Raw genomic sequence first — 24,487 nt, 5'->3', positions numbered from 1 at the left:
ATACAAAATGAAGATGAAAGAGAAAAATTACCAATTATTGGTTATGTAGCATATTTTAAAATGGTTAATGGTTTTGAAAAAACTTTATATATGACAAAAGAACAAATGGAAAATCATTTTATGAAATATTCTAAAACTTATGCTAAAAATAAATCATTTTATATTGCTACTTTTGATGAAATGGCATTAAAAACAGTATTAACTAGTTTATTAAGAAAATGAGGTATTATGTCAGTCGAATTACAACAAGCTTATAAATCAGACCAAGCAGTTATTACAACTAATGATGAAAAGATTTATATTGATAATGATAGTAATATAAGCCTAAATAAGGGTCAAATTAGTAATGAAAATATATCAAATAATAATTTATCCGAACTAAGTGAAGAAGTGACAGATAATAATGTAGTAAAAGAAGAAGATATATCAAATGTAGTACCGGCAGTTAACAATGATGAGGAATGAGCAACTTGATAAAAATAGGTATTGACCCATCAGGAACTGGTACTACGGCTGTTGCTATTTTTGAAAATAATAAATTAATTGATAAATCTGAATATACAAATCGTGATTGAATTGCACAAACCGATATTATTTTAGATAAGTTAAAACAAAATGCAATTATTAATATTGAAGATTGTTTATATACATCTGCTAGTGCGAGTAAAGATAGAGATGATTTATTAAAACTTATAGGGGCAATTAAATATAAAACAGAAAAATTATTAAATATTAATTGAATATCACCACGTCATACTAAATCAGTTGTTAAGAATATGGAAAATTTAAGTAAATATAATGATAGTTGTATATGAAAATATGATAAAGATAATAATTTAACTTATCAATATGGTAAAGGCTGAAAATATAATAATAAAAAAATAAGTAATCATATCCGAGATGCAATTATTATTGCTAATTATAAGGGTTAATATTATGAAACATTCATTTAATCAAAAAACAGGAAAATATTATTCTTGCAAAATTCGGAATGTTAATATTTACTTAAATAAAAATGAAGAACAAGTTTGAAATGAATTTAATGGCTTTACTTATTCACAACGAATAGAATATCTTATTAATTATTATATAAAACACAATAAAGAAAAATAAAAAATAACCAATTAAGGTTATTTTTTAAATACTATTTGTTAGTTGTCTAATAGCATCTTTTTGCGCTTGTTTTTTATCATTTACTTTAACTTGTTTTTTAACATTTTTAATTTGACCTGTTTTTAATGCTAATTCTGTTGCATAATCAGGTCCTCGTAAATGTTTTTCGTGGGCAATAACAGCAGTTCTTAATTCTCTAATTTCTGCTTTATATTTTTTAATTTTTTTAGCAGATAATCCAAGAATACCAAGACTACTCATTCCACCAGCACCCGATAACACAAGTAAAGTAATCATTAATGTATCATTAAACATTTTTTTAATTCCTTTCTTATCCTTACTCAAACAGTGGCCATCCATTTTTTCAGAACAAAATAATTTATTAAATTAAACTATATAACCACCCAAAAATATCAGCCGCCCCTATATATAGTCTATTTTAAATTTAATTCTTGTTTATTTTCATTTTGTATATTTTTTAATTTTTCTTCTTGTTTTTTAGTATATTCATCTTGCATATTTTTAAATATCTCTTCTGTTATACCATCTAAATTATTTCATTGTTTTGCTATTCTTGGTTGAATAACACGCGGATTAATCCGACAATCTAAACAATGTCTTAAATGGTCTTTTTTTCATTTTGATTTATCAATTCAAATGATAATTAAAGAAATTATTAAAGTAATTAAAGGCAATATTGTAAATACTAATCCCATTTTAGATATTTTTAATCGTGGTATATCAATTTTCATATCTACTTTCGGTTTACTACTAGCAACAAATATGCCTTGAATTCCATGTGTAAATAAAGGTGTTAATAATATTGCGATGCCATTACCCCAATATTGACCATAATTATATCAATTAATACTATCTTTTATTGCATTAATCATGCCATATTCTAATCAACAATTTAATGCTAAAAATATCAATGTATAAAAATTAACTACTCAACTACGAATTTTATATTTTCTTTCTCATTCTCTAATATCTTTATGAGTTCAATTATAAGTCGGAATAGGGTCTTTTTTAAATCAATTTCAAGGTAAGGCCCCTTTTAATCAAGTTGTTTTATCTTGTTTCATTAATTAAAAATCCTTTCTAACTTACTTTTTTTCTTTCAATATGTAATATTGACATATTATAGGGTGAATTATTTAATCACATAAGAACATTCCCGTTTTTTTTAATAAATAAAGTAATTTGAGAATGCGAATGAATATCTTCACTATAATTTTTAAAAGTTTCTACCATTAATATCGGATATTGTTCAATATTAGCTCAAATTTTATAAACATATTTTGACTTATCAAAATTCCTAATTTTATATTCTGAAATAGTATCAGGTACAAAATCATTAGTATCAACGACTTCTCAATCATTACCACCACCACCTTTTAATTGATAATGTTCATTAATATATTTAGTAGTTGGTAATGTGTCATCTGTTGCTTCTAGTCCAGGCGTTTTTTTTGTTTTAATAACACTAAAATCTGCAACTTGGTCATTATTTTTAAAACTTGAATCTCATATTCTTAAACCACCAGTTTGTTTATCATAGTCAGCATTAGCTCTGCCACTTTCACCAATAACTATATGCAAATTCTGTGACTGACCACTTTGTTTTGTTTTTCAAACATTATTTTCATAATAAATAGTATCATTATCAAACGGAACAATAAGTTTAATATATTCGTTATAATCAATTTTAGAAAAGTCATTAATAGTTGGATAAGTAATATTTATTGAATTATCTGTTTGTAATCGCTCTTTTAATCAAAATAATAATGTTGGATAAAAAGTTTTTTTACTAATATGTTTATATTCTTCTTCTCATGGATGAGCATAATTATCTAAACTATAATTATAAGGTCTAGATACTGTTTTACTAGATATAATATCAATTATTTCACCTGCTAATTTTAAAGCATTTTTAACATCACAAGTAATATTTTCATTTGCTTCTGGGTCATTAGTTTGTGAATATGCTACACCACCTTGTGAAAATGAAGCACTACCAGTTAAATCATTAACTCCTTTTGGTAAATATCAATTTATAACTGCTAATAAACAAGCAGATTGAATATAACTTAATCATTTATCATATTCAATTAAACCAGTATTATCTTTTTTTACTCAGGGAAATAAATATTTTTTATTTATTTTATCGGAAATTGTGCCACCAGATAATCTATCCATTCATAAACTAGTTTTTAAAATAGCATTATAAATTAAATTATCATTGTAAGCAGATTGTTTACGATCATTAATGGGTTGTCAAAGTTTACTTGCTTTAACATCTTCAACTGTTATAAATAACAAATTACTTAAATTATTTTCCATATATTACACTCCTTAATTGATTACGATATTTATTTCTTAAATTAGACGGTTTATAACTATTAACTTTTCTTTTGATTTTATTAATTGCTTTAATAGACTTATTAACTTGATAAAATTTATTATTAACTGGTGTTTTATATAAATTCTTAATATTTTTAACATCGCTACGGCGTTCACGATACCATTTTTTATTATTAATTTCACCAGCAAAATTAAAATTAAAATGTCCAATCTTTAAATTATTAATAAACTTTTTAATTTGTTGTAATTTTTGAACTGTTGGTAATGTTAATTTAGTAGTTCCTTTGGGATATTTTTCTTTTAATGCTTGTGGTAATTGTTTTTTAATATAATTTCTTAAATGACTAGGTAATCATTTTCTTAATCAATAACGTCAAAATAAAGTTCCTGCATTAGATACTGCATTACTTAATAATTTTCAAACTTCAACTGGAACACTAGGATAAACATAAGGTCCATAAAACTTAGGATGTTTTGCTGTTTTTGTATATATTAAAATAGTTAAATTACCCGTTAAAGTTAACTTATTTGTTATATTAAACATACCACTATCAAGTCAACTACTATTTAAAGGTTGTCAATTAGTATTTAAATAATTTTCATTTTTAAATTGTTCTCTATTTTTAATATTATTATCTTTTTCTAATTGACTTAATATTTGTTGTATTTCTCTTTTGTGGCCCCTTTTAATTAAATCTAAATAAGTAGAGGGGTTTAATCATTTATAAACATCCTCAATCTTATTTGTAATCTTTTGTAAGGGATTGGCATAATATGACGCAAACTTATTGACTTTATTAATTAAATTAACAAACTTACTTATTATGTTTTCGTTACCTAAGTTTTCGGCTAATAAAGTTAAAACTCGTAATATTAGTAAGTTCATTTCTTATTAAGTATTTTTAATTACTACTTCAATTGGGTTTGTTTTACCAGTTGCTTTGTTTTTTCCTTCAATTACAACTTCAATAATCTTACCATTTGTAATATCTATTGGTCAGTCTTCACCTTTGGGTTTTGGGTAGTAATTAAAGTCATTTTCAGTTAAAGAACTATCTACTGTTTTTACTGCTTTTAAAACAACATCTTGCAATTTTGGTTTTAATCACCCATAACTAGCATCTTTCGGGTCTGGTAAATTAATGGTTGGTTTGTCTAATTTATTTATTCCACTAATATCAATTTTATTAATATCAACAACATTACTTAATGATGAAATTACATAATCAACAGGTACTCTAAATGTTTTATTAATATTACTTTTAGCAATATTAATTTCATCCTGTGTTGGTTGTTTTTCTAAAATAATTTTACATGTTTTAGGATATAAAATAGTTGGTGTTGCATATTGAACTTTACCAATTCATTTAGGGTTAGCAGTGTCATTATCTAAAACTTGTTGAATAGTATCCATATTAATTGGATATGCTCATACTTGTTTATTAATAATTAAACCATTTATATTAGTAAAATTATAACCTTTGTCTCGATTTACTTGTCCTTTTGTATATGTTTTTTCTAAATGAAAACTTTTAGATACTGGAATACCCATTGCAGTATTTTCATATAATTCACCATTAACCATTGCTTTTAATTGTGCTTGTGAACTAGAGTGCACCCCAAAAAGTAAGTAAAGTAAAAAAAGACTTTGCTAAACTTTTAAAGGAGGTGCATTTTATATGGCAAGAAAAGGTCAAAAATATAACAAATATACATCAGAATTTAGAACAAAAATCATTGAGGAAATTAAACAAAAAAGTTGTTGAGTAGTAGCAAAACAATATAATCTAAATGCAAATACAGTAGAATCTTGATGAGCAAATCATAAAAAAGGAAAATTAAACAATCATAAAGGACCTAAAATCTCTTTTGGTAAAAGAGATTTAGAATATTATAAAACAAGGTATGAATTATTAAAAAAGCTCCATGACTTTTACAATTAAGCAAACTAAGAATCGTCTCTTTTATTAAACAAAATTGTCATGAATATTCAATAAAATTATTATTAGAAGTAACGGGGTTAAAACGTAGTTATTGAGATAAATATAAAAATTATGACAGTAGCAAAAAAGATAAAGAAGCAATAAATGATATTGTAAAAGTCTATGAAGAAAATTTAAAACAATTTGGATATCGAAGAATTACTAAATATTTAAAAGAAGATTATGATATAAAATATAATTCAAAAAAAGTTTTAAGGATTATGCGTTATAATCAAATACAACCTGAATATGTAAGAAAAATGAGAAGAAAAATGAAATATAAACAGAATAAAGAAAAAAGTTTATTGCAATATCCTGATTTAATTAATCGTAAATTCAATGATATAAAAACAAGGTTTTCAGTGCTATATACTGATGTAACATATTTAATTTGAAAAAGAGAAAAATATTATCAATCAACAATTATTGATGGATATACTAAAGAAATAGTTGATGTAAAGTGATCTAAATATAATGACAATAAATTAGTAATAGATAATTTAAATGATGCAATTAATAAAATAAAATTAATAAAAAAAGATCTGAATGGAATAATAATTCATTCAGACCACGGATATCAATACACATCCGCTATTTATCTCGATAAATGTGTATCTAACGGTATTATAATTTCAATGGGGAAAAATTACCACTGTGCAGATAATATTGTTATAGAAAGTTTTCATTCATTACTTAAGAAAGCTACAATCCATAATAAAATATATAATTCACATGAAGAATATATACAAGATGTTATAAAATGAAATACATGATATTCAAATCGTAAAGAAAAAGATATAATAAAAAAATAGTAAATACTTTTTATTAGTACTTACTAAAATGGGTGCAGTCTAAACCAATCACTTTTAAATAAGCAGGTGTTAATCCTAAATATGCTCTTCGTCCTAAAACCATAAACATTTTATCAGTTGGTAAACCAAAGTATAAATTACTAATTTGATTTGTTAATTCAATCAAAGCTTCATTTAATGTAAAGAATGCTTTATTTGCATCATTTTCATTTTCTGCTGTATAACTACGAAATGGAATTACTTCATACTGACCATCTGCTAAACAATAATCATAAATAGCCTGAATTAATTCACATTCTAAATTAACAAATTTATTCTGTACAACACTAGAAATAGCGTTAGCAATAACACCATTTTTAATATTTTGTTCTATTAATGCCAAATCAAATGCTTCATTCATTAATTTTAAATTAAATCTTTTATCAATAGGAACTGGAATTCTTGTTAATCCCATAGTTTGAGTTGTTCCACCATTTGGCAATGAATAATCATCTTGTCATACTACACGATGAGTTAAATTATATAATGCTTGACCAGCATTAGGTAATCAAGCAACTTGTTCAGCTGTTGCAGTAGCATATTGCATAATACTTGCATATTCATTATATAAAGGTCCACGCAATAAAGCATTAACCATATCAACATAAGCCTTTTGACCCGTTGTATTACCTTCTAATGTAAAAGGTACTTGTGGCAAGTTAATTGTTGCCATATTATTTCACTCCCTTATTATCTAAGGTTTTTAAGTGTATAATCAGTTAACTTTTTAATTTCATCAGGAGTATAGGCTCCTTTTTCTTTAATAGTTTCAATTTCATCATTCTTATTTTCAGTTGATTTTTCAATCATATCTTTAATAAAATTAGTTGGTGAAACTGATGGTTGTTCTTGTACAAACAAATCAGGTTTTAATTCTTTTAAAGTTTGCATTTTTTCAGATAAGGAACTACCACTAACTTTATTTAAATTAGTTTTAATATCTTCAATTTTAGTAGATGGAACATCTTTAAATGCCTTTAATTCATCTAATTCATTAGATAATTTAATAAAGTCTTCTTTTGATATAACATCTTCGCGTTTTTGCACACTTTCTCTAATTTGCTTTGCTTCATTATTAAACTGATTTAAGATATTTTCTGCAATCTCTTCACTTAAACCTTGTTCTATTAATTGTTCTTTTGTAAGTGCCATTTTATAAACTCCTCTTTTTTTATCCTTGTCCGATTAACAAGTCAGCGTAACTCTTTTTAAGGCGGAAAGCATAAACCGTAAATTACTTTTTTGTTAAAAGAATAAACCATTAATTTAATTATATACTAATAGTTTACTAATACAATACTTTTTATTAATAAATACTAAACTTAATATGCTTGATTGCTAATTTAGCCCTTAAAACAAGTAATAAGAGCTATTTTTCAAGATAAAATTTTTAAAATAATTTCTATTTTTACTTGTATATATATATATATATATATATAATGCAATTAGATCTTGATAAAAAGTTTCAAGATTAAGAAAAGGAGAAAAACAAGTATGAAAAAATTACTTAGTTTATTAAGTGTATTAACAATTAGTGGAACTGCTATACCAACAACAATTGCCGCTAGTCCTTATCAAAAAGAAGAAACTATCAAAAATATTGATATTAATTATTCACAAAACAATAATTTAGAAATTTTAAATAGAAATAAAAGAGGCTTTGGTAGTGCAATTGGAAAAGTTGGTAGTGCAATTGGAAAAGTTGGAAGCAAAGTACTTCCAGTTGTAAATTCATCATTAACACCATTACAAAAAGGCACTAAAATAATTTCAAATAGCAGTACTATAGCGGCAAATGTATTTAATATGTATCTAACATCTAAACTTACAGAGTCTACAATAAAAGCTCAAGAGGCACAAATACGAGCAGCTAATATTGCTGAAAAATTAAATACTTTATCACTTAATAAAGCAAAAGGTGATATAGAGTTTGAAATTTATAAATTACAAAATAAATTAGATAAATTAAAAAAAGAAAATGATGAATTAGAAAAATTGAATGATGATAATTCAACAACTGAAATACAGAAAAAATATAATACAAAAAGTATTAATCAAAACAAAGAAGAAATAAGACTATTAGAAGAAGAAATAAAAATTTATAGCAATTCTATTAAATCTATTTAAATAAGAAATAATTATTTTTAATTGTTAGTTATTTTATTAATTTAAAATTTAATTACTAATATTATTCAATATATATATTGTGGAAATAAAAATTATGGTTTATTTCCATTTTTAATTAAATTAACAAATTGTAAAGAAAGAGGTTTATAAAATATGAAAAAAATATTAAGTATTTTAGGAACAATAACTTTAATTGGAACAAGTACAACTAGTTTAGCTGCTTGTAATACACTACAAGAATATACAAAAGAGCAATTATATGCATTAAAAATAGAAAACAAAATAAAAACAACAAATCAAGAAATTAGAGACAATTTAGAGTGAATTGCACCACAAGAAAAACCATTTAATGAGGTTGATAATAAATATTATTATGTAGTATGGCGTGGTGATAAAAATAATAATTGAAGAATTGCTAAATTTTTAAATGATACAGATAATGAAAAAAAAATAGATAATTATGCTAATAAATATAGTCTTATTTTTAAACCGCCACGATTTCGTTATTATACATTATTAATTAAAGAAGGAATTATTAATACAAATAATACTTTATATGCTGATGATGGTACTTATTTTAAATCAGTATATCGTTGAAATTTAACTACACAAGAACCTGATTTAATTGTTTATGATAAAGGTAATGTAAAAGTTAAAGGAGAATAAAAAGAGAGATGTAAAGACTGCACCCATTTTAGTAAGTACTAATAAAAAGTATTTACTATTTTTTTAATTATATCTTTTTCTTTACGATTTGAATATCATGTATTTCATTTTATAACATCTTGGATATATTCTTCATGTGAATTATATATTTTATTATTGATTGTAGCTTTCTTAAGTAATGAATGAAAACTTTCTATAACAATATTATCTGCACAATGGTAATTTTTTCCCATTGAGATTATAATACCGTTAGATACACATTTATCGTGATAAATAACTGATGTATATTGATATCCGTGATCTGAGTGAATTATTATTCCATTCAGATCTTTTTTTATTAATTTTATTTTATTAATTGCATCATTTAAATTATCTATTACTAATTTATTGTCATTATATTTAGAACACTTTACATCAACTATTTCTTTAGTATATCCATCAATAATTGTTGATTGATAATATCTTTCACCTTTTCAAATTAAATATGTTACATCAGTATATAGTACTGAAAACCTTGTTTTTATATCGTTAAATTTACGATTAATTAAATCAGGATATTGCAATAAACTTTTTTCTTTATTCTGTTTATATTTCATTTTTCTTCTCATTTTTCTTACATATTCAGGTTGTATTTGATTATCACGCATAATTCTTAAAACTTTTTTTGAATTATATTTTATATCATAATCTTCCTTCAAATATTTAGTAATTCTTCGATATCCAAATTGTTTTAAATTTTCTTCATAGACTTTTACAATATCAGTTATTGCTTTTTTATCTTTTTTGCTACTGTCATAATTTTTATATTTATCTCAATAACTACGTTTTAATCCTGTTACTTCTAGTAATAATTTTATTGAATATTCACGACAATTTTGTTTAATAAAAAAGACGATTCTTAGCTTACTCAATTGTAAAAGTCATGGAGCTTTTTTAATAATTCATATCTAACTTTATAATAGTTTAAATCTTTTTTTCCAAATGGTTTTTTGGGTCCTTTTTGAGTATTTAAAATTCCTTTTTTATGATTTGCTCATCAAGATTCTACTATATTTGCATTTAAATTATATTGTTTTGCTACTATTCAACAACTTTTTTGTTTAATTTCCTTAATGATTTTTGTTCTAAATTCTGATGTATATTTGTTATATTTTTGTCCTTTTCTTGCCATATAAAAATGCACCTCCTTTAAAAGTTTAGCAAAATCTTTTTTTATTTTACTTACTTTTTGGGGTGCAGTCTTGTAAATCTTTTTTTTGTTTTTTTTACCTTGGTTTAATTGTGATTTTAACTGGGTTATTACTTTTATTTCTAATACCCATTACATTTGGATTATCAACATCTAATATAATATCTTTATCATTACCAAAACTTAAATAACTATCTGCCCCTAAAATTAATTCTGCATGAATTAATTTTATAAATCTAATTTTTAATTTCATATCATTAGTATAATATACTTGCAAATAAGCTTCTTTAATTTTATCATTATCATTATTAGATAATTTTGTTGATTTAAGTGTAAAAGAAATTCTAATAGTTAATTCATTTTTTGATATATATTTGTTAAAATAATCATCATAACTTGGTAATCCATTAGTATATGCAGTAGAAAATGTTTGAATATCATTTACTTTGATATTATCAGTATATAAAGTTATGGTATTATCAAAATTAACTTTATCTGTTTGTGAACGACCACTATCTTGTAATTTTATACTAGACAATGGATTTTTATTAGTACATCCAGAAACGCCGCCAAAAGTAATATTAACATTTCTATCGGGAATAAAATTCTCTATATTTGGTGGTCCACATTCAACTTGTAAATTACCTAGATTGCTTATTTCTATTGTTTTATAAGAACTAATAAATTTATCTATACTTTGAATTGTTGGGTCAATTTGTCTTAAATCAATTTCAATCTCATAATATGCTTCATTAAATTCATTAGAAAATAAATTAACATCAGGGTATAATGTGGTGTTAACTTTTCTACATTGTGCTGGTGCTGTAATTTTAGTTATTAATGGTAGCACTACATATGAAGGTATAATATCTTTTGTATAAGGTTGATAGTTATATGGTACTGGTGGTAAAATATATTTAGGGTAATTAAATGTTGGTATTTCATAGTCGTGTGGTAATAAGAAACTAGTTTTATAATTAGTTGTCATATCACGTAAATAATTATTTAATACACTTTTTGTTTTTCCACGAAAACTTCATACTGATAATCTTAAATAATCTTCTTCATTATTTGTATATGGGTTATCGGCATAAAAGATAATTTCAAAATTACCTTTATATAGTGCTTGTATTGAAAACATATCAATAATATAACTACAATCTGTACCATCGGGTGTTTGTAAGAATTCGCAATCATTATCTTTTTCACTATCACTAACTGGTGTTTGAGCATCAACTGCTTTTGTTTTTTCATTAATTAAATAAACTCGGTTAGTTTTTTCATTTAATTGTTTTAAATTATATGTTGAATAAACTAATTCACTAGTTGGTTTACCATCCTTAGTTAAAACAGTACCTTTGCATTTATCAGTTAATAAAGTTGTAAAACCTAAACTAGTAGCGTTTGCGCCAAATATAGCACCAACTTTATCATTACCTTGTTCTCTAAATATTTCAAATGGTAAATAACCTTTACCTTTTGAGTTTTCAGATCAAAATGCATCATTATAAAAACTATAAATATTAGCACTCATAAAACCATTAAGTCATTGAAAATTAGGTCATGTTTTTTCATCTTGATTAATTACTCATCCTCAGGGAATACCAAATGAAATAAAGTTTAAGAATTTACCAACTCCACCTGGTATTGTAAATGGATTAAACACTAATTTTTGCGTATAATTTAAAGGTAATATTGTTATTTGTCGATTAATAAAATTATTTACATTTAAAATATCTCAAACATTACAAGAACCCATTTTATTATATTCAATTTGAACTTGTCCAACAGTATTACCAAATTCATCTTTTCTTCTAAAATAAGATGATGCTTGGGTACTAATAATGTTATCAATTGTGCCACCGTTTGTTTTTATTTTGCTTGGTGGAGTTATATTTCAATTTTTAGATCAATAAAATTTAGATTCTTTATCTTCTTTATGAATATTTCTGCCAACAGTAGAATTACTTGCTGATGTAGTACTGGGATCTGTTATAACAATACCTTCACTATTTTTTTGTTTTCAAAAGTCATATCTACTTTCCATATCTTGTTTTCAATCTTTATAACCAGTTATCATTGTTGGTTGAATACCTTGAATGTTATATCAACTTACTTCTGGTGAAGCATAAGTATTTACTTTGTCAGGTGGAGCAGGATACATGTTATACATTAATAAATCACGAGAATTCATGACTTTTTTATTAAATTGACCTTTAATAATTGGTCGGCCAATAACAGGCATATCAAAAAATATCGGATTACCATAAAATTTAACAGCCATTGCTCTAACACCAGGATCTTTTAATAAAATCTCATCTAATTCAATAATTGATGTATTTGTCTTTTTATTATAAATTATTTTAGGAAAACAATAACCTTCACCGGGAGCGCTAGTTTGAATAAATTGTCGTACTGATAAACCACTATTACTAATTTTGTCATTAATACTTGAAAATGTAATTTCTTGTCATAAAAAACTACCATCATAAGGTGAATAATAATTAATAACATTAGAGGGATATAATCATTGTCTATCTTGTGGTGCAATATTTATATTACCTCCACCAATATTTAAACCATGGTCATTAAATACAGTATAAAAATTATAATAATCATTAATATTTAATTTCTCAGCATCTTCATCTAAAATTAATAAAGTATATTGTCTTTCGGTTGATTGTTGAGTAAATACTTGTTCAAATTTAGCATCCCCAAATTGAATTGAACTTCTATCATCAATCATATAAGCATCTCAATATTTACCAACTTTAACCTCTTTTGTGTAAAAGTTATCTGCTTTATTATCATTATTAATAAAATAACTTAATTTATATTGCTTTAAGTATTCTAACATTCTATTAATATCATAAATATTTTCACCATCAATTAATTTTCAATAAACATTGCTATTTTCATCTTTTAATTTTATAGCGAAAGGCGTTTCATTATTTGCTCATATTGTTGAGTTAATTGGTTGATTTTTAAAATCATCAATAGTTAATATATTAATTTCTTCACCTTTATATTTTTGTACTATTTTTAAACTATCTTGTCATTGAGCAATCGTACTTTCCATATTATCAAATATTCTTGAATAACTACCATAATCACTTGGTTTAGCATTATTAGGTTTTCATCCTGTTTCAGTATCAGGTATATATGAACTATAAACATTAAAAGGAAATACCATTCAATGACGATTATCTCGTATGTTTTCTCTGATATCTATTAAAGTATCGTGGGCCTGTCTTCTTAATTCTTCGATAACCCCGGGGTTAATTCTACTCATTTTTTAATTCTCCTTTATTTCTGTTCTACCTTGTAAGGCATTTTGATTATTACCAGTTTCATCATATTCTAGTAATTTATTATTATGTTCGATTTCTTTAGTTTGCATTTTATCTTGTCATGCTTCTATTTTTTCTAAATATTTTGCTGCTTCTAATTCATCAATATTATCATATTCAGTAATTGCTCTTATTGGCTCCATTGTGCCATTATCTAATCTGGCTGTAATTAATTCATTTTGTCGCATTTGGTCAACTAAACTAGCTCTAATAAAATCAAAACCATATTCTCGTTCACCATTCCCATCTCATAAACCATAATATTTTAAAACAGTATCAAACATTTTAGTATAGTATTGCTTACGATATGCTTGTAAATATGCTTGTTTTTCTAAGTCTTTTGTTTTAGTTAATAATGACTGTGTTTTATTTTGGTCATTATCTGATTTATCACCAAAAGGACTAGAAAAATGACATGCTAAATATACTTGTTCAATAATAGATTTTTGGTCTTCAGTATATGTTTCTAAGGTTGGTGTACCTTGTACTACTTGTAAAGATTGGGATAATTGACCATCAACGGCCGATTGACCTGATTGAATAAAAATATCATCAAAAGCATCTTGTAATACTTTTTTATTACCTTTGTTATAGGCACTCATTAAATCATCATCTAATATTCCATATCAATGTGTACGATTTGCTCATCGTTCTTTTGATTTAATATTAAAACTATCTTCTAAATCAAATTGTAATTTATAACAATTTGCCATAGTAGGTCAAGGGTTTAAAGTAGTTGATGTAGATAAAAATAAAGGATTAGGTTCATTTATCATTTCTCAAAAAGGGACTATGCCTAATTTATTTTTAAATTCTTGTACCAAAACAGGTCTAACATCATCTTTAATTTGTGTTTTACTTTGCCCAACAACTACTTCATTATTTTTAGGTCAACCTTTAATAACTATTTTATCTTTGGTACAAATTAAATTTAAAATAAAACCACTATCTGATTGATGATAATTTAATCAAATATCAGCACCTTGTTCTATTTCATTTATTTTACTTACACGAGATGTAAAGTTAAAAGGGTTAATTCATAAATCAATATTTCCATCACTAGTTTCTAATAAACCAAAGATAGTTTTACCCATTAAACTTGCTGTTAATTCATTTTTATCTAATTTTTCTTTTATTTTATAAGTTTCATATCATCAATTTAATTTTTCTAAAATGTCTTTACGATGAGACTTAAATAAAATATCTTTACCATTTATTAATCGCATTTGATGGCGAGCAATAATATTTGCTAAATTAATTGTTCAATCATAATTATAAAATTTTAAAACACTATTAATATCATTTAAGTTTGGTAAACTAGGAAAAGCATTATTCATGGTTATTTTGCTCCTTTAAATTTAAGATAAGTGCATAATTAATTATATTTACTGTTAATAAATTTGGTTCATTTGCTAAAACTTGTACACATACTTTAATTTTTTGATATTTCTTAATATATTCGTTATATAAATTTAATTTACACATTGCGATATTATCTTTATTTAATTCTTGACAAAGTCTTTTTTTAACTTGTCCACAAACCGACATATATGGTCTTTTTGCATTTATTACACGCTCATCATGTATTACATAAATATCTTTTTTCATTAAGTTATTCACTCCCTTTGTTGTCATAATTTATAATCTGCTGAACTATTATGTTTAACCATTGGTATTAATTCAAAGTGTAAGGCATAAAAATCACTATCAAAGGTATCATCATATAAGTCTAACATTTTTTCTTCTCTGGCATCTGGTTTATCTTCTCATTGTATTAATTCATATTGGGTTTTACTTACAGGACATTTTTCTCATAATCATTTTAATTGATTAGTATTTATTAACATTGTAAAAGCTTCAATACGATGTCTTATTTTAAATTTTTGTTTTTGTGCTGGTTTAAATGTCATATATTGACCAAAACTATAATTATATTTTTCTCTATTTAAACTTTGTAATGTTGAATAAGCACTATCATCAACATTAATTGATATTCCTTGCTGTATTAAATTAAAATATTGATTTAATTGATTGTTATAAAACTCTAAAATATCTTTAACTTGTTCTAATTCAGTTTTAAATTGTTGAGTAGCATTTGAATGAGTATATTCAGCAACTTTATAGGCTTTTTTATCAAATGAGTTATATATTCAAAAACTAGCTGCTGTTGTATGTCCTTTAGGACTAGTAGCATTAGCAATATCAACACCACCTAATAATTTAGTTGGTTGTATAATATCTGTTGCTTGCATAATATCAATATATCTCGCAAAGATTGAACCGCTAGTATTGCCTGGTAAACCTCAACTCCAAACTCTTGCTCTTTCAATATCTAACTGTTCTAATCTTAATTGTTCATTAACCTTATCTTGTGGTAATTCATAATTAAGTCTTCAACTAGAATAATGAATAATAATCTTCATATTTCATTTTTCAATATATTTAATTTGTTCATATTTACTACGCATTAGTTCTTCATCAAAATGCATTAATTCATTACAATAACCAACAATATATCTTTTTAAACTTTCAGGATTACATGTATTAATTGTTATTTTATTTTGATAACCACGAATAGCAAACTCTAAATCACTTAAATCTTTTTGTTGAAATTGGTCACATTCTTCTCTTCAATCAATAACTAATTTATATTTATTTAAATCAGCAAAAGCTTTTAATTTTTCTTTCCTGCTAGGTGAATGTAAACCTTTACAATATATTTTGCTACCATTTGATAAAGTAAAAGTAAAATTTGATAAATTAATAGTATAAGGAATATGATTTTCATCTAGCATATTTCATATATTTTGAAACACACTATCTTTTAAATCTTTACTCCAATACATACTAGCAATAATACAAATTGGTTCTTTAATTAATAAACTAATTTTTAATAATTCACCAAACATTTTAATATTTGAAATTGTTTTACCACTATATCGTGTGCCAATTTGATTAATTTCATTCACGAGCTCATATTTTTTTGCAAATGGATATTTATTACCAACATTACTATTTTGTAATAACCAATAAGGCGTTTCTAACAAATAAGTAAAATTATTAAGCATTATTATCACTTTCTTTTTTAATATCTCTAATATCCGTTTGTAAATTAACTATTATTGGTTGTTGATTATTTAAGTTTAATTCTTTTTCAAGTTCTTTTTCTTGCAGTGAATATTTATAATTAAATGCTCGTTGTCAATATAATTTAGCACCATCAGGTGATTTCATCATAAAATTAATTATCTCACTTTCAATCCTATTAATTTGTCTTTCAATTAAAGGAACTATATTTTCGCTCCGATAAATTTCTTGTCTTCAATGGCGAGAAAGGTTGAATTTATTGGTTAAATCATTCAAAGTATAGGGAATATTATGTTTCTTATCGGCTCAAAATTCTTCTATTTTACGCTTAAATGTGCTTAAACTTGCTGTTTTTGGATTAAATTCTTTCATTTTTACTCCTTTTTGCATATTAAAATTGCTATTATTTAATAAATATGATTAAATAAAAGAGAATAAAAACCCATAAAACTGTATCAATATATCAAAGAACTTAATATAATATTTTGTTCTTTTTTTATTATCTATATTTTACACCAAAATAAAAAAAAGTAAACTTAATTACTTTATTTTTTTATAAACAGCTTTAAGAGACAGAATTTACTTACTGTTTATTATTTAAATTATATACTTATAAAAATAATTGTCAATAATTTTTAATTTAATGTTATAAATATTTTAAAAAGAATTGGAGACAGAAAAATGCAAAAATATACACATGTAAAATATGATGAACGAAATTTATTTAATGATTTATTGTTATCTGATAGTTGTAAAAAGAAAAATGGCACACTTAATTTATCTGAAATATCAAGACAAACGGGTCGTGCAGTTAATACTATTAAAAGAGAAATAAATCGATTTAAAAAGGTAGAAGATTATAATCCATATGAAGCACAAAAAGATTATAAACAAAAAAGAAAAAAATGTATTAAAAAACTGCCCGCATTTACAGACGAACAACAAGAATTTTTAAATTTACGATTTAATATTCTTTACGATTCACCAGCAGAAATTATTCAACGATTTTTAATAAAGTTTGGTGTCAAATTTCCTGCTTGTCTTAAAACATTTTATAAATGAATTTATTTAGGTCTTTTGGGTTTGTTAAAGAAAAATTTATTAAATGGTGGCAGAAGAAATAGAACAAAGAAAAGATCTGATAATCGTGGAAAATTAGATGAAAGATTTGGGTCAATTTGAGATATTGAAAATAAACAATCTAATGTTGGTTGATTTGAAATGGATACGGTAGTTGGTAAAGACCATCAATCTAGTTGTTTGGTTTTGGCAGAGAAATCAAGTAAAAAATACTTTGCTATGAAATTAGAAGAACATACTGCTAATGAAGTTTTAGAAAAACTTGAACATATAGTTAGAATTAATGGTTTAGTTGGAAAAATTAAAGGAATAATAACTGATAGAGGAAAAGAATTTAGTAAATTTAAAGAAATGGAAAATATTACTGGTTCTAATATTTATTTTTGTGATCCAGGTTCACCAAAACAAAAACCATTAATTGAAAGAATGAATCGTGAATTTAGAAAACGATATATTAAAGGAACAGATTTTAATAATGTTACGCAACAAGAAATAGATTGAGTAGTTAATGTTATGAATGAAAAATTAAGACCTTGTTTGAATTGAAGAACAGCTAAAGAAGTATTTTTAGAGAATTTTAGATAAATTTATTTGAAAAATTTAATAAATTATTTTTCAGTGTGTTTAAATATGCTTAAAATAGATTAAATTTACAAATAATTTAATTTTTTTAAAAAAATAGTTGCATTTATTTTAAATGATGTTATTATCAGATTAACAAGAGACAGAATTTGCTGCTTGAATTTACACAATACATGGGTTATCAGCATAAAAGATAATTTCAAAATTACCTTTATATAATGCTTGTATTGAAAACATATCAATTATATAACTACAATTTACCCCATCGGGTGTTTGTAAGAATTCTAGATCATTATCTTGTTCACTAAGAGTAACTGGTGTTTGTGCATCTACAGCTTTGGTTTGTTCATTAATTAAATAAACTCTGTTAGTTTTAGGATTTAATTGTTTTAAATTATAAGTTGAATAAACTAATTCACTTGTTTTTGAACCATTTTTATTTAAAACAGTACCTTTGCATTTATCAGTTAATAAAGTAGTAAAACCTAAACTAGTAGCATTTGCTCCAAATATAGCACCAACTTTATCATTACCTTGTTCTCTAAATATTTCAAATGGTAAATAACCTTTACCTTTTGATTTTTCAGACCAAAAGGCATCATTATAAAAACTATAAATATTAGCACTCATAAAACCATTAAGAAATTGAAAATTAGGTCATGATTTTTCATTTTGATTAATTACTCATCCTCAGGGAATACCAAATGAAATAAAGTTTAAGAATTTACCAACTCCACCTGGTATCGTAAAAGGATTAAATACTAATTTTTGTGTATAGTTTAATGGTAATACGGTTATTTGGCGATTAATAAAATTATTCATATTTAAAATATCTCAAACATTACATGCACCCATTTTATTATATTCAATTTGAACACTACCAACTGTATTACCAAATTCATCTTTTCTTCTAAAATATGACGATGCTTGCGTACTATAATATTATCAACTGTACCACCGTTTGTTTTTATTTTTGTTGGTGGTGTTATTTTTCAATCTTTTGATCAATAAAATTTAGAATCCTTATCTTCTTTATGAATATTTCTACCAACAGTAGAATTAGAGTATGATGTAGTAGTGGGATCTGTTATAACAATACCTTCACTATTTTTCTGTTTTCAAAAATCATATCTACTTTCCATATCTGTTTTTCAATCTTTATAGCCCGTTATCATTGTTGGTTGTATCCCTTGAATGTTATATCAACTTACTTCGGGTGATGCATAAGTATTAACTTTATCGGGGTGGACAAGGAAACATATTATACATTAATAAATCACGGGAATTCATTACTTTTTTATTAAACTGACCTTTAATAATTGGTCGACCAATTACTGGTATATCAAATAAAATTGGATTACCATAAAATTTAACTGCCATTGCTCTAACTCCTGGGTCTTTTAATAAAATCTCATCTAATTCAACAATACCTTTATTTAATTTTTCATTATAAGTTATTTTAGGAAAACAATAGCCTTCACCCGGGGCACTTGTTTGAATAAATTGTCGCACAGACAAACCACTATTACTAATTTTGTCATTAATACTTGAAAATGTAATTTCTTGTCATAAAAAAACTACCATCATAAGGTGAATAATAATTAATAACATTTGATGGATATAATCATTGTCTATCTTGCGGCGCAGTATTTATATTACCACCGCCAATATTTAAACCACGATCATTAAATACCGTATAAAAATTATAATAATCATTAATATTTAATTTCTCAGCATCTTCATCTAAAATTAATAAAGTATATTGTCTTTCTGTTGACTGCTGCGTAAATACTTGTTCAAATTTTGCTTCACCAAATTGAATTGAACTTCTATCATCAATCATATAAGCATCTCAATATTTACCAACTTTAACTTCTTTTGTATAAAAGTTATCAGCTTTATTATCATTATTCATAAAATAACTTAATTTATATTGCTTTAAGTATTCTAACATTCTATTAATATCATAAATATTTTCACCATCAATTAATTTTCAATAAACATTATTATTTTCATCTTTTAATTTTATTGAAAAAGGTGTTTCATTATTTGCTCATATCGTTGAATTAATAGGTTGTTTATTAAAATCATCAATCGTTAATATATTAATTTCTTCACCTTTATATTTTTGTACTATTTTTAAACTATTTTGTCATTGAGCAATAGTACTTTCCATATTATCAAATATGCGTGAATAACTACCATAATCACTTGGTTTATCATTATTAGGTTTTCATCCAGTTTCAGTATCAGGAATATATGAACTATAAACATTAAAAGGAAATACCATTCAATGTCTATTATCTCTTATGTTTTCTCTAATATCTATTAAAGTATCGTGGGCTTGTCTTCTTAATTCTTCTATAACCCCCGGGTTAATTCTACTCATTTTTTAATTCTCCTTAATTTCTGTTCTACCTTGGATAGCATTTTGATTATTACCAGTTTCATCATATTCTAGTAATTTATTATTATGTTCGATTTCTTTTGCGTTTATTTTATCTCAGTATTTTTCAATTTTTTCATAATATTTAATTGCTTCTAATTCATCAACATTATCATATTCAGTTATAGCTCTTATTGGCTCCATTGTACGATTATCTAATCTAGTAGTAATTAATTCATTTTGTCGCATTTGGTCAACTAAACTAGCACTAACAAAATCAAATCCATTAAGGGCGTTCACCCACACCATCTCATAAACCGTAATATTTTAAAACCACATCAAACATCTTAGTATAATATTGCTTACGATATGCTTGTAAATATGCTTGTTTTTCTAAATCTTTTGTTTTAGTAATAATGACTGTGTTTTATTTTGGTCATTATATGATTTATCACCAAATGGACTAGAAAAATTACATGCTATATATACTTGTTCAATAATTGCTTTTTGGTCTTCAGTATATGTTTCTAAGGTTGGTGTACCTTGTACTACTTGTAAAGATTGGGATAATTGACCATCTACTGCTGATTGACCTGATTGAATAAAAATATCATCAAAAGCATCTTGTAATACTTTTTTATTACCTTTGTTATAAGCTGTCATTAAATCATCATCTAATATTCCATATCAGTGCGTACGATTTGCTCACCTTTCTTTTGATTTAATATTAAAACTATCTTCTAAATCAAATTGTAATTTATAACAATTTGCCATTGTAGGTCATGGGTTTAATGTAGTTGATGTAGATAAAAATAAAGGGTTAGGTTCATTTATCATTTCTCAAAAAGGGACTATGCCTAATTTATTTTTAAATTCTTGTACTAAAATAGGTTTTACATTATCTTTAATTTGTGTCTTACTTTGCCCAACAACTACTTCATTATTTTTAGGTCAACCTTTAATAACTATTTTATCTTTGGTACAAATTAAATTTAAAATAAAACCACTATCTGATTGATGATAATTTAATCAAATATCAGCACCTTGTTCAATTTCATTTATTTTACTTACACGAGATGTAAAGTTAAATGGATTAATCCATAAATCAATATTGCCATCTGATGTTTCTAATAAACCAAAAATAGTTTTTCCCATTAAACTTGCTGTTAATTCATTTTTATCTAATTTTTCTTTTATTTTATAAGTTTCATATCATCAATTTAGTTTTTCTAAGATATCTTTACGATGCGACTTAAATAAAATATCTTTACCATTTATTAATCGCATTTGATGGCGAGCAATAATATTTGCTAAATTAATAGTTCAATCATAATTATAAAATTTTAAAACACTATTAATATCATTTAAGTTTGGTAAACTAGGGAAAGTATTATTCATAGTGATTTTGCTCCTTTAATTTTAAAATAAGTGCATAATTAATAATATTTACTGTTAATAAATTTGGTTCATTTGCTAAAACTTGTATACATACTTTAACTTTTTGATATTTTTTAATATATTCGTTATATAAATTTAATTTACATATTGCAATATTATCTTTTTTTAATTCTTGACAAAGTCTTTTTTTAACTTGTCCACAAACAGACATATATGGTCTTTTTGCATTTATTAAACGTTCATCATGTATTACATAAATATCTTTTTTCATTAAGTTATTCACTCCCTTTGTTGTCATAATTTATAATCTGCTGAACTATTATGTTTAACCATTGGGTATTAATTCAAAGTGTACGGCATAGAAATCACTATCAAATGTATCATCATATAAATCTACATTTTTTCTTCTCTGGCATCTGGTTTATCTTCTCATTGAATTAATTCATATTGGGGCTTTACTTACAGGGACATTTTTCTCATAATCATTTTAACTGATTAGTATTTATTAACATTGTAAAGGCTTCAATACGATGTCTTATTTTAAATTTTTGTTTTTGTGCTGGTTTAAAATGCATGTATTGACCAAAAATATAATTATATTTCTCTTGGTTTAAACTTTCTAATGTTGCATACGCACTATCATCAACATTTATACTAATTCCTTGCTGGATTAAATTAAAATATTGGTTTAATTGATTGTTGTAAACTCTAAAATATCTTTTACTTGTTCTAATGGTCCTTTAAATTTCTGTGTAGCATTTGAATGGGTATATTCAGCAACTTTATATGCTTTTTTATCAATGAATTATACAATCAAAACTCGCTGCTGTTGTATGTCCCTTTTGGACTAGTAGAGTTTGCTAAGTCAACACCACCTAATAGCTTAGTTGGTTGTATAATATCGGTTGCTTGCATAATATCAATATATCTTGCAAAGATTGATCCACTAGTATTACCAGGCAATCCTCAACTCCATACTCTTGCTCTTTCAATATCTAATTGTTCTAATCTTAATTGTTCATTAACTTTATCTTGTGGTAATTCATAATTAGTCTTCAACTAGAATAATGAATAATAATCTTCATATTTCATTTTTCAATATAATTAATTTGTTCATATTTACTACGCATTATTTCTTCATTAAAAGGTAATAATTCATTACAATAACCAACAATATATCTTTTTAAACTTTCGGGATTACATGTATTAATTGTTATTTTATTTTGATACCCACGAATAGAAAACTCTAAATCACTTAAATCTTTTTGTTGAAATTGGTCACATTCTTCTCTTCAATCAATAACTAATTTATATTTATTCAAATCAGCAAAGGCTTTTAATTTTTCTTTTCGACTTGGTGAATGTAAACCTTTACAATATATTTTGCTACCATTTGATAAAGTAAAAGTAAAATTTGATAAATTAATAGTATAAGGTATATGATTTTCATCTAGCATATTTCATATATTTTGAAAGACACTATCTTTTAAATCTTTACTCCAATACATACTAGCAATGATACAAATTGGTTCTTTAATTAATAAACTAATTTTTAATAATTCACCAAACATTTTAATATTTGAAATTGTTTTACCACTATACCGTGTGCCAATTTGATTAATTTCATTCACGAGCTCATATTTTTTTGCAAAGGGATATTTATTACCAACAGTACTATTTTGTAATAACCAATAAGGCGTTTCTAACAAATAAGTAAAATGATTAAGCATTATTATCACTTTCTTTTTTAATATCTCTAATATCCGTTTGTAAATTAACAATTATTGGTTGTTGATTATTTAAGTTTAATTCTTTTTCAAGTTCTTTTTCTTGTAGTGAATATTTATAATTAAATGCTCGTTGTCAATATAATTTAGCACCATCATGTGATTTCATCATAAAATTAATTATTTCACTTTCGATTCTATCAACTTGTCGTTCAAGTAAAGGAACTATCTTCTCGCTCGCATAAGTATCATATCTTCACTTGCGAGAAAGGTTGAATTCATTGGTTAAATCATTCAAAGTATATGGTTTATTAGATGATTTATTTCTCAAAATTGCTCTATTTTACGATAAAAAGTTGCCAAACTTGCTTTATTTGGATTAAATTCTTTCATTTTTACTCCTTTTTGCATATTAAAATTGCTATTATTTAATAAATATGATTAAATAAAAGAGTATAAACAAACTTATTAAGAACTAAAAATTAGCAAAATGTATTAAAGAACTTAATATTATTTTATTTTACATCAAAATAAAAAAAAGTAAATTGCTTTACTTTTTTCAGTTAAATTAATTTGCTAATAATT

The 24,487-nt window shown here is 24.7% G+C and carries 32 protein-coding genes and 1 pseudogene; 9 read left to right on the top strand and 24 right to left on the bottom strand.

Features of this window, described 5'->3' with window-relative positions; all coding sequences use genetic code 4:
• The 3 genes from NL276_RS02620 to NL276_RS02610 form a co-directional block, all read left to right on the top strand.
• Positions 1–477, top strand: a 477-nt coding sequence (locus NL276_RS02620; protein ID WP_253301047.1) for a recombinase RecT, incomplete at its 5' end; no start/stop codon positions are given.
• Positions 471–932 (top strand): hypothetical protein, encoded by a 462-nt coding sequence (locus NL276_RS02615; RefSeq protein ID WP_253301046.1) that lies wholly within the window; start codon positions 471–473, stop codon positions 930–932. The genes NL276_RS02620 and NL276_RS02615, both read left to right, overlap by 7 nt.
• A gap of 4 nt (positions 933–936) precedes the next feature.
• On the top strand, positions 937–1,113 hold the full coding sequence (locus tag NL276_RS02610; protein ID WP_253301045.1) for a hypothetical protein: 177 nt from the start codon (positions 937–939) through the stop codon (positions 1,111–1,113).
• A 24-nt stretch (positions 1,114–1,137) separates the two neighbouring features.
• Here the strand turns inward: NL276_RS02610 and NL276_RS02605 are convergent, their stop codons facing one another.
• The 5 genes from NL276_RS02605 to NL276_RS02585 form a co-directional block, all read right to left on the bottom strand.
• Positions 1,138–1,473, bottom strand: a complete 336-nt coding sequence (locus NL276_RS02605; RefSeq protein WP_253301044.1) for a hypothetical protein — start codon at positions 1,471–1,473, stop codon at positions 1,138–1,140.
• A gap of 74 nt (positions 1,474–1,547) precedes the next feature.
• Positions 1,548–2,198, bottom strand: coding sequence for a hypothetical protein (locus tag NL276_RS02600; protein ID WP_253301043.1), 651 nt, complete (start codon positions 2,196–2,198; stop codon positions 1,548–1,550).
• A 16-nt stretch (positions 2,199–2,214) separates the two neighbouring features.
• Positions 2,215–3,456: a hypothetical protein gene (locus tag NL276_RS02595; protein WP_253301042.1), complete on the bottom strand. Its 1,242-nt coding sequence runs from the start codon at positions 3,454–3,456 to the stop codon at positions 2,215–2,217.
• Positions 3,446–4,363 (bottom strand): hypothetical protein, encoded by a 918-nt coding sequence (locus tag NL276_RS02590; RefSeq protein WP_253301041.1) that lies wholly within the window; start codon positions 4,361–4,363, stop codon positions 3,446–3,448. Before NL276_RS02590 ends, NL276_RS02595 begins: the two co-directional genes overlap by 11 nt.
• Positions 4,364–4,369: 6 nt before the next feature.
• On the bottom strand, positions 4,370–5,095 hold the full coding sequence (locus tag NL276_RS02585; protein ID WP_253301040.1) for a hypothetical protein: 726 nt from the start codon (positions 5,093–5,095) through the stop codon (positions 4,370–4,372).
• Between the two features lie 61 nt (positions 5,096–5,156).
• Here NL276_RS02585 and NL276_RS02580 point away from each other — a divergent pair, with 61 nt between their 5' ends.
• The 3 genes and pseudogenes from NL276_RS02580 (at position 5,157) to NL276_RS02575 (ending at position 6,271) form a co-directional block, all read left to right on the top strand.
• Positions 5,157–5,420 carry a transposase family protein gene (locus tag NL276_RS02580; protein WP_253301010.1) on the top strand — a complete coding sequence of 88 codons (264 nt, stop codon included), beginning with the start codon at positions 5,157–5,159 and terminating at the stop codon, positions 5,418–5,420.
• Positions 5,387–5,707: pseudogene (locus NL276_RS05165) on the top strand (IS3 family transposase); the annotation flags it as partial. The gene NL276_RS02580 and the pseudogene NL276_RS05165, both read left to right, overlap by 34 nt.
• A 12-nt stretch (positions 5,708–5,719) precedes the next feature.
• Positions 5,720–6,271 carry a DDE-type integrase/transposase/recombinase gene (locus NL276_RS02575; RefSeq protein WP_253301039.1) on the top strand — a complete coding sequence of 184 codons (552 nt, stop codon included), beginning with the start codon at positions 5,720–5,722 and terminating at the stop codon, positions 6,269–6,271.
• A gap of 13 nt (positions 6,272–6,284) precedes the next feature.
• Here NL276_RS02575 and NL276_RS02570 read toward each other — a convergent pair whose 3' ends face one another.
• Complete coding sequence (locus tag NL276_RS02570) at positions 6,285–6,983, bottom strand: hypothetical protein (protein ID WP_253301038.1); 699 nt, start codon at positions 6,981–6,983, stop codon at positions 6,285–6,287.
• Positions 6,984–7,000: 17 nt separating this feature from the next.
• A complete protein-coding gene (locus NL276_RS02565; RefSeq protein WP_253301037.1) occupies positions 7,001–7,462 on the bottom strand; it encodes a hypothetical protein in 462 nt (153 codons plus the stop codon).
• Between the two features lie 342 nt (positions 7,463–7,804).
• Between NL276_RS02565 and NL276_RS02560 the strand changes: the two genes are divergently transcribed.
• Both NL276_RS02560 and NL276_RS02555 read left to right on the top strand, forming a co-directional pair.
• Positions 7,805–8,437 carry a hypothetical protein gene (locus NL276_RS02560; RefSeq protein ID WP_253301036.1) on the top strand — a complete coding sequence of 211 codons (633 nt, stop codon included), beginning with the start codon at positions 7,805–7,807 and terminating at the stop codon, positions 8,435–8,437.
• Between the two features lie 153 nt (positions 8,438–8,590).
• Complete coding sequence (locus NL276_RS02555; RefSeq protein ID WP_253301035.1) at positions 8,591–9,103, top strand: lipoprotein; 513 nt, start codon at positions 8,591–8,593, stop codon at positions 9,101–9,103.
• A gap of 38 nt (positions 9,104–9,141) precedes the next feature.
• On the opposite strand, the gene NL276_RS02550 is transcribed toward NL276_RS02555, so the two are convergent.
• The 7 genes from NL276_RS02550 to NL276_RS02520 all read right to left on the bottom strand — a co-directional run bounded on the left by NL276_RS02550 (position 9,142) and on the right by NL276_RS02520 (position 17,101).
• Positions 9,142–10,014 carry an IS3 family transposase gene (locus NL276_RS02550; RefSeq protein WP_253301034.1) on the bottom strand — a complete coding sequence of 291 codons (873 nt, stop codon included), beginning with the start codon at positions 10,012–10,014 and terminating at the stop codon, positions 9,142–9,144.
• A complete protein-coding gene (locus tag NL276_RS02545) occupies positions 10,002–10,274 on the bottom strand; it encodes a hypothetical protein (RefSeq protein ID WP_253301033.1) in 273 nt (90 codons plus the stop codon). Before NL276_RS02545 ends, NL276_RS02550 begins: the two co-directional genes overlap by 13 nt.
• 94 nt (positions 10,275–10,368) lie before the next feature.
• Positions 10,369–13,584, bottom strand: a complete 3,216-nt coding sequence (locus NL276_RS02540; protein WP_253301032.1) for a hypothetical protein — start codon at positions 13,582–13,584, stop codon at positions 10,369–10,371.
• A gap of 3 nt (positions 13,585–13,587) precedes the next feature.
• Positions 13,588–14,979, bottom strand: coding sequence for a hypothetical protein (locus NL276_RS02535; RefSeq protein WP_253301031.1), 1,392 nt, complete (start codon positions 14,977–14,979; stop codon positions 13,588–13,590).
• Positions 14,972–15,250 (bottom strand): hypothetical protein, encoded by a 279-nt coding sequence (locus tag NL276_RS02530; protein WP_253301030.1) that lies wholly within the window; start codon positions 15,248–15,250, stop codon positions 14,972–14,974. Before NL276_RS02530 ends, NL276_RS02535 begins: the two co-directional genes overlap by 8 nt.
• On the bottom strand, positions 15,250–16,710 hold the full coding sequence (locus NL276_RS02525) for a PBSX family phage terminase large subunit (protein WP_253301029.1): 1,461 nt from the start codon (positions 16,708–16,710) through the stop codon (positions 15,250–15,252). The genes NL276_RS02530 and NL276_RS02525 overlap by 1 nt, the downstream gene beginning before the upstream one ends.
• Positions 16,703–17,101: a hypothetical protein gene (locus NL276_RS02520; protein ID WP_253301028.1), complete on the bottom strand. Its 399-nt coding sequence runs from the start codon at positions 17,099–17,101 to the stop codon at positions 16,703–16,705. Before NL276_RS02520 ends, NL276_RS02525 begins: the two co-directional genes overlap by 8 nt.
• 309 nt (positions 17,102–17,410) lie before the next feature.
• On the opposite strand from NL276_RS02520, the gene NL276_RS02515 reads away from it, so the two are divergent.
• Positions 17,411–18,394, top strand: a complete 984-nt coding sequence (locus tag NL276_RS02515; RefSeq protein ID WP_253301027.1) for an IS30 family transposase — start codon at positions 17,411–17,413, stop codon at positions 18,392–18,394.
• A 159-nt stretch (positions 18,395–18,553) separates the two neighbouring features.
• On the opposite strand, the gene NL276_RS02510 is transcribed toward NL276_RS02515, so the two are convergent.
• The 10 genes from NL276_RS02510 to NL276_RS02465 all read right to left on the bottom strand — a co-directional run bounded on the left by NL276_RS02510 (position 18,554) and on the right by NL276_RS02465 (position 24,233).
• Entirely contained in the window at positions 18,554–19,246 is a 693-nt protein-coding gene (locus tag NL276_RS02510) for a hypothetical protein (RefSeq protein WP_253301026.1), read from the bottom strand.
• Positions 19,216–19,566 carry a hypothetical protein gene (locus NL276_RS02505; RefSeq protein WP_253301025.1) on the bottom strand — a complete coding sequence of 117 codons (351 nt, stop codon included), beginning with the start codon at positions 19,564–19,566 and terminating at the stop codon, positions 19,216–19,218. Before NL276_RS02505 ends, NL276_RS02510 begins: the two co-directional genes overlap by 31 nt.
• 61 nt (positions 19,567–19,627) lie before the next feature.
• The gene (locus NL276_RS02500; RefSeq protein WP_253301024.1) at positions 19,628–19,978 is read right to left on the bottom strand and encodes a hypothetical protein; all 351 of its coding nucleotides are present in this window, start codon (positions 19,976–19,978) and stop codon (positions 19,628–19,630) included.
• Complete coding sequence (locus NL276_RS02495; RefSeq protein WP_253301023.1) at positions 19,932–20,780, bottom strand: hypothetical protein; 849 nt, start codon at positions 20,778–20,780, stop codon at positions 19,932–19,934. The genes NL276_RS02500 and NL276_RS02495 overlap by 47 nt, the downstream gene beginning before the upstream one ends.
• A 3-nt stretch (positions 20,781–20,783) precedes the next feature.
• Entirely contained in the window at positions 20,784–21,077 is a 294-nt protein-coding gene (locus NL276_RS02490) for a hypothetical protein (protein ID WP_253301022.1), read from the bottom strand.
• Positions 21,078–21,170: 93 nt separating this feature from the next.
• Positions 21,171–22,175: a hypothetical protein gene (locus tag NL276_RS02485; RefSeq protein WP_253301021.1), complete on the bottom strand. Its 1,005-nt coding sequence runs from the start codon at positions 22,173–22,175 to the stop codon at positions 21,171–21,173.
• Positions 22,168–22,446 (bottom strand): hypothetical protein, encoded by a 279-nt coding sequence (locus NL276_RS02480; RefSeq protein WP_253301020.1) that lies wholly within the window; start codon positions 22,444–22,446, stop codon positions 22,168–22,170. Before NL276_RS02480 ends, NL276_RS02485 begins: the two co-directional genes overlap by 8 nt.
• 458 nt (positions 22,447–22,904) lie before the next feature.
• The gene (locus NL276_RS02475) at positions 22,905–23,234 is read right to left on the bottom strand and encodes a hypothetical protein (RefSeq protein WP_253301019.1); all 330 of its coding nucleotides are present in this window, start codon (positions 23,232–23,234) and stop codon (positions 22,905–22,907) included.
• On the bottom strand, positions 23,186–23,905 hold the full coding sequence (locus tag NL276_RS02470; RefSeq protein ID WP_253301018.1) for a phage terminase large subunit: 720 nt from the start codon (positions 23,903–23,905) through the stop codon (positions 23,186–23,188). Before NL276_RS02470 ends, NL276_RS02475 begins: the two co-directional genes overlap by 49 nt.
• Positions 23,898–24,233, bottom strand: a complete 336-nt coding sequence (locus NL276_RS02465; protein ID WP_253301017.1) for a hypothetical protein — start codon at positions 24,231–24,233, stop codon at positions 23,898–23,900. The genes NL276_RS02470 and NL276_RS02465 overlap by 8 nt, the downstream gene beginning before the upstream one ends.
• Positions 24,234–24,487: the final 254 nt, after the last annotated feature.

The organism is Spiroplasma endosymbiont of Phyllotreta cruciferae (genome assembly GCF_918697755.1).
This window is presented reverse-complemented; position numbering and strand designations above follow the sequence as displayed.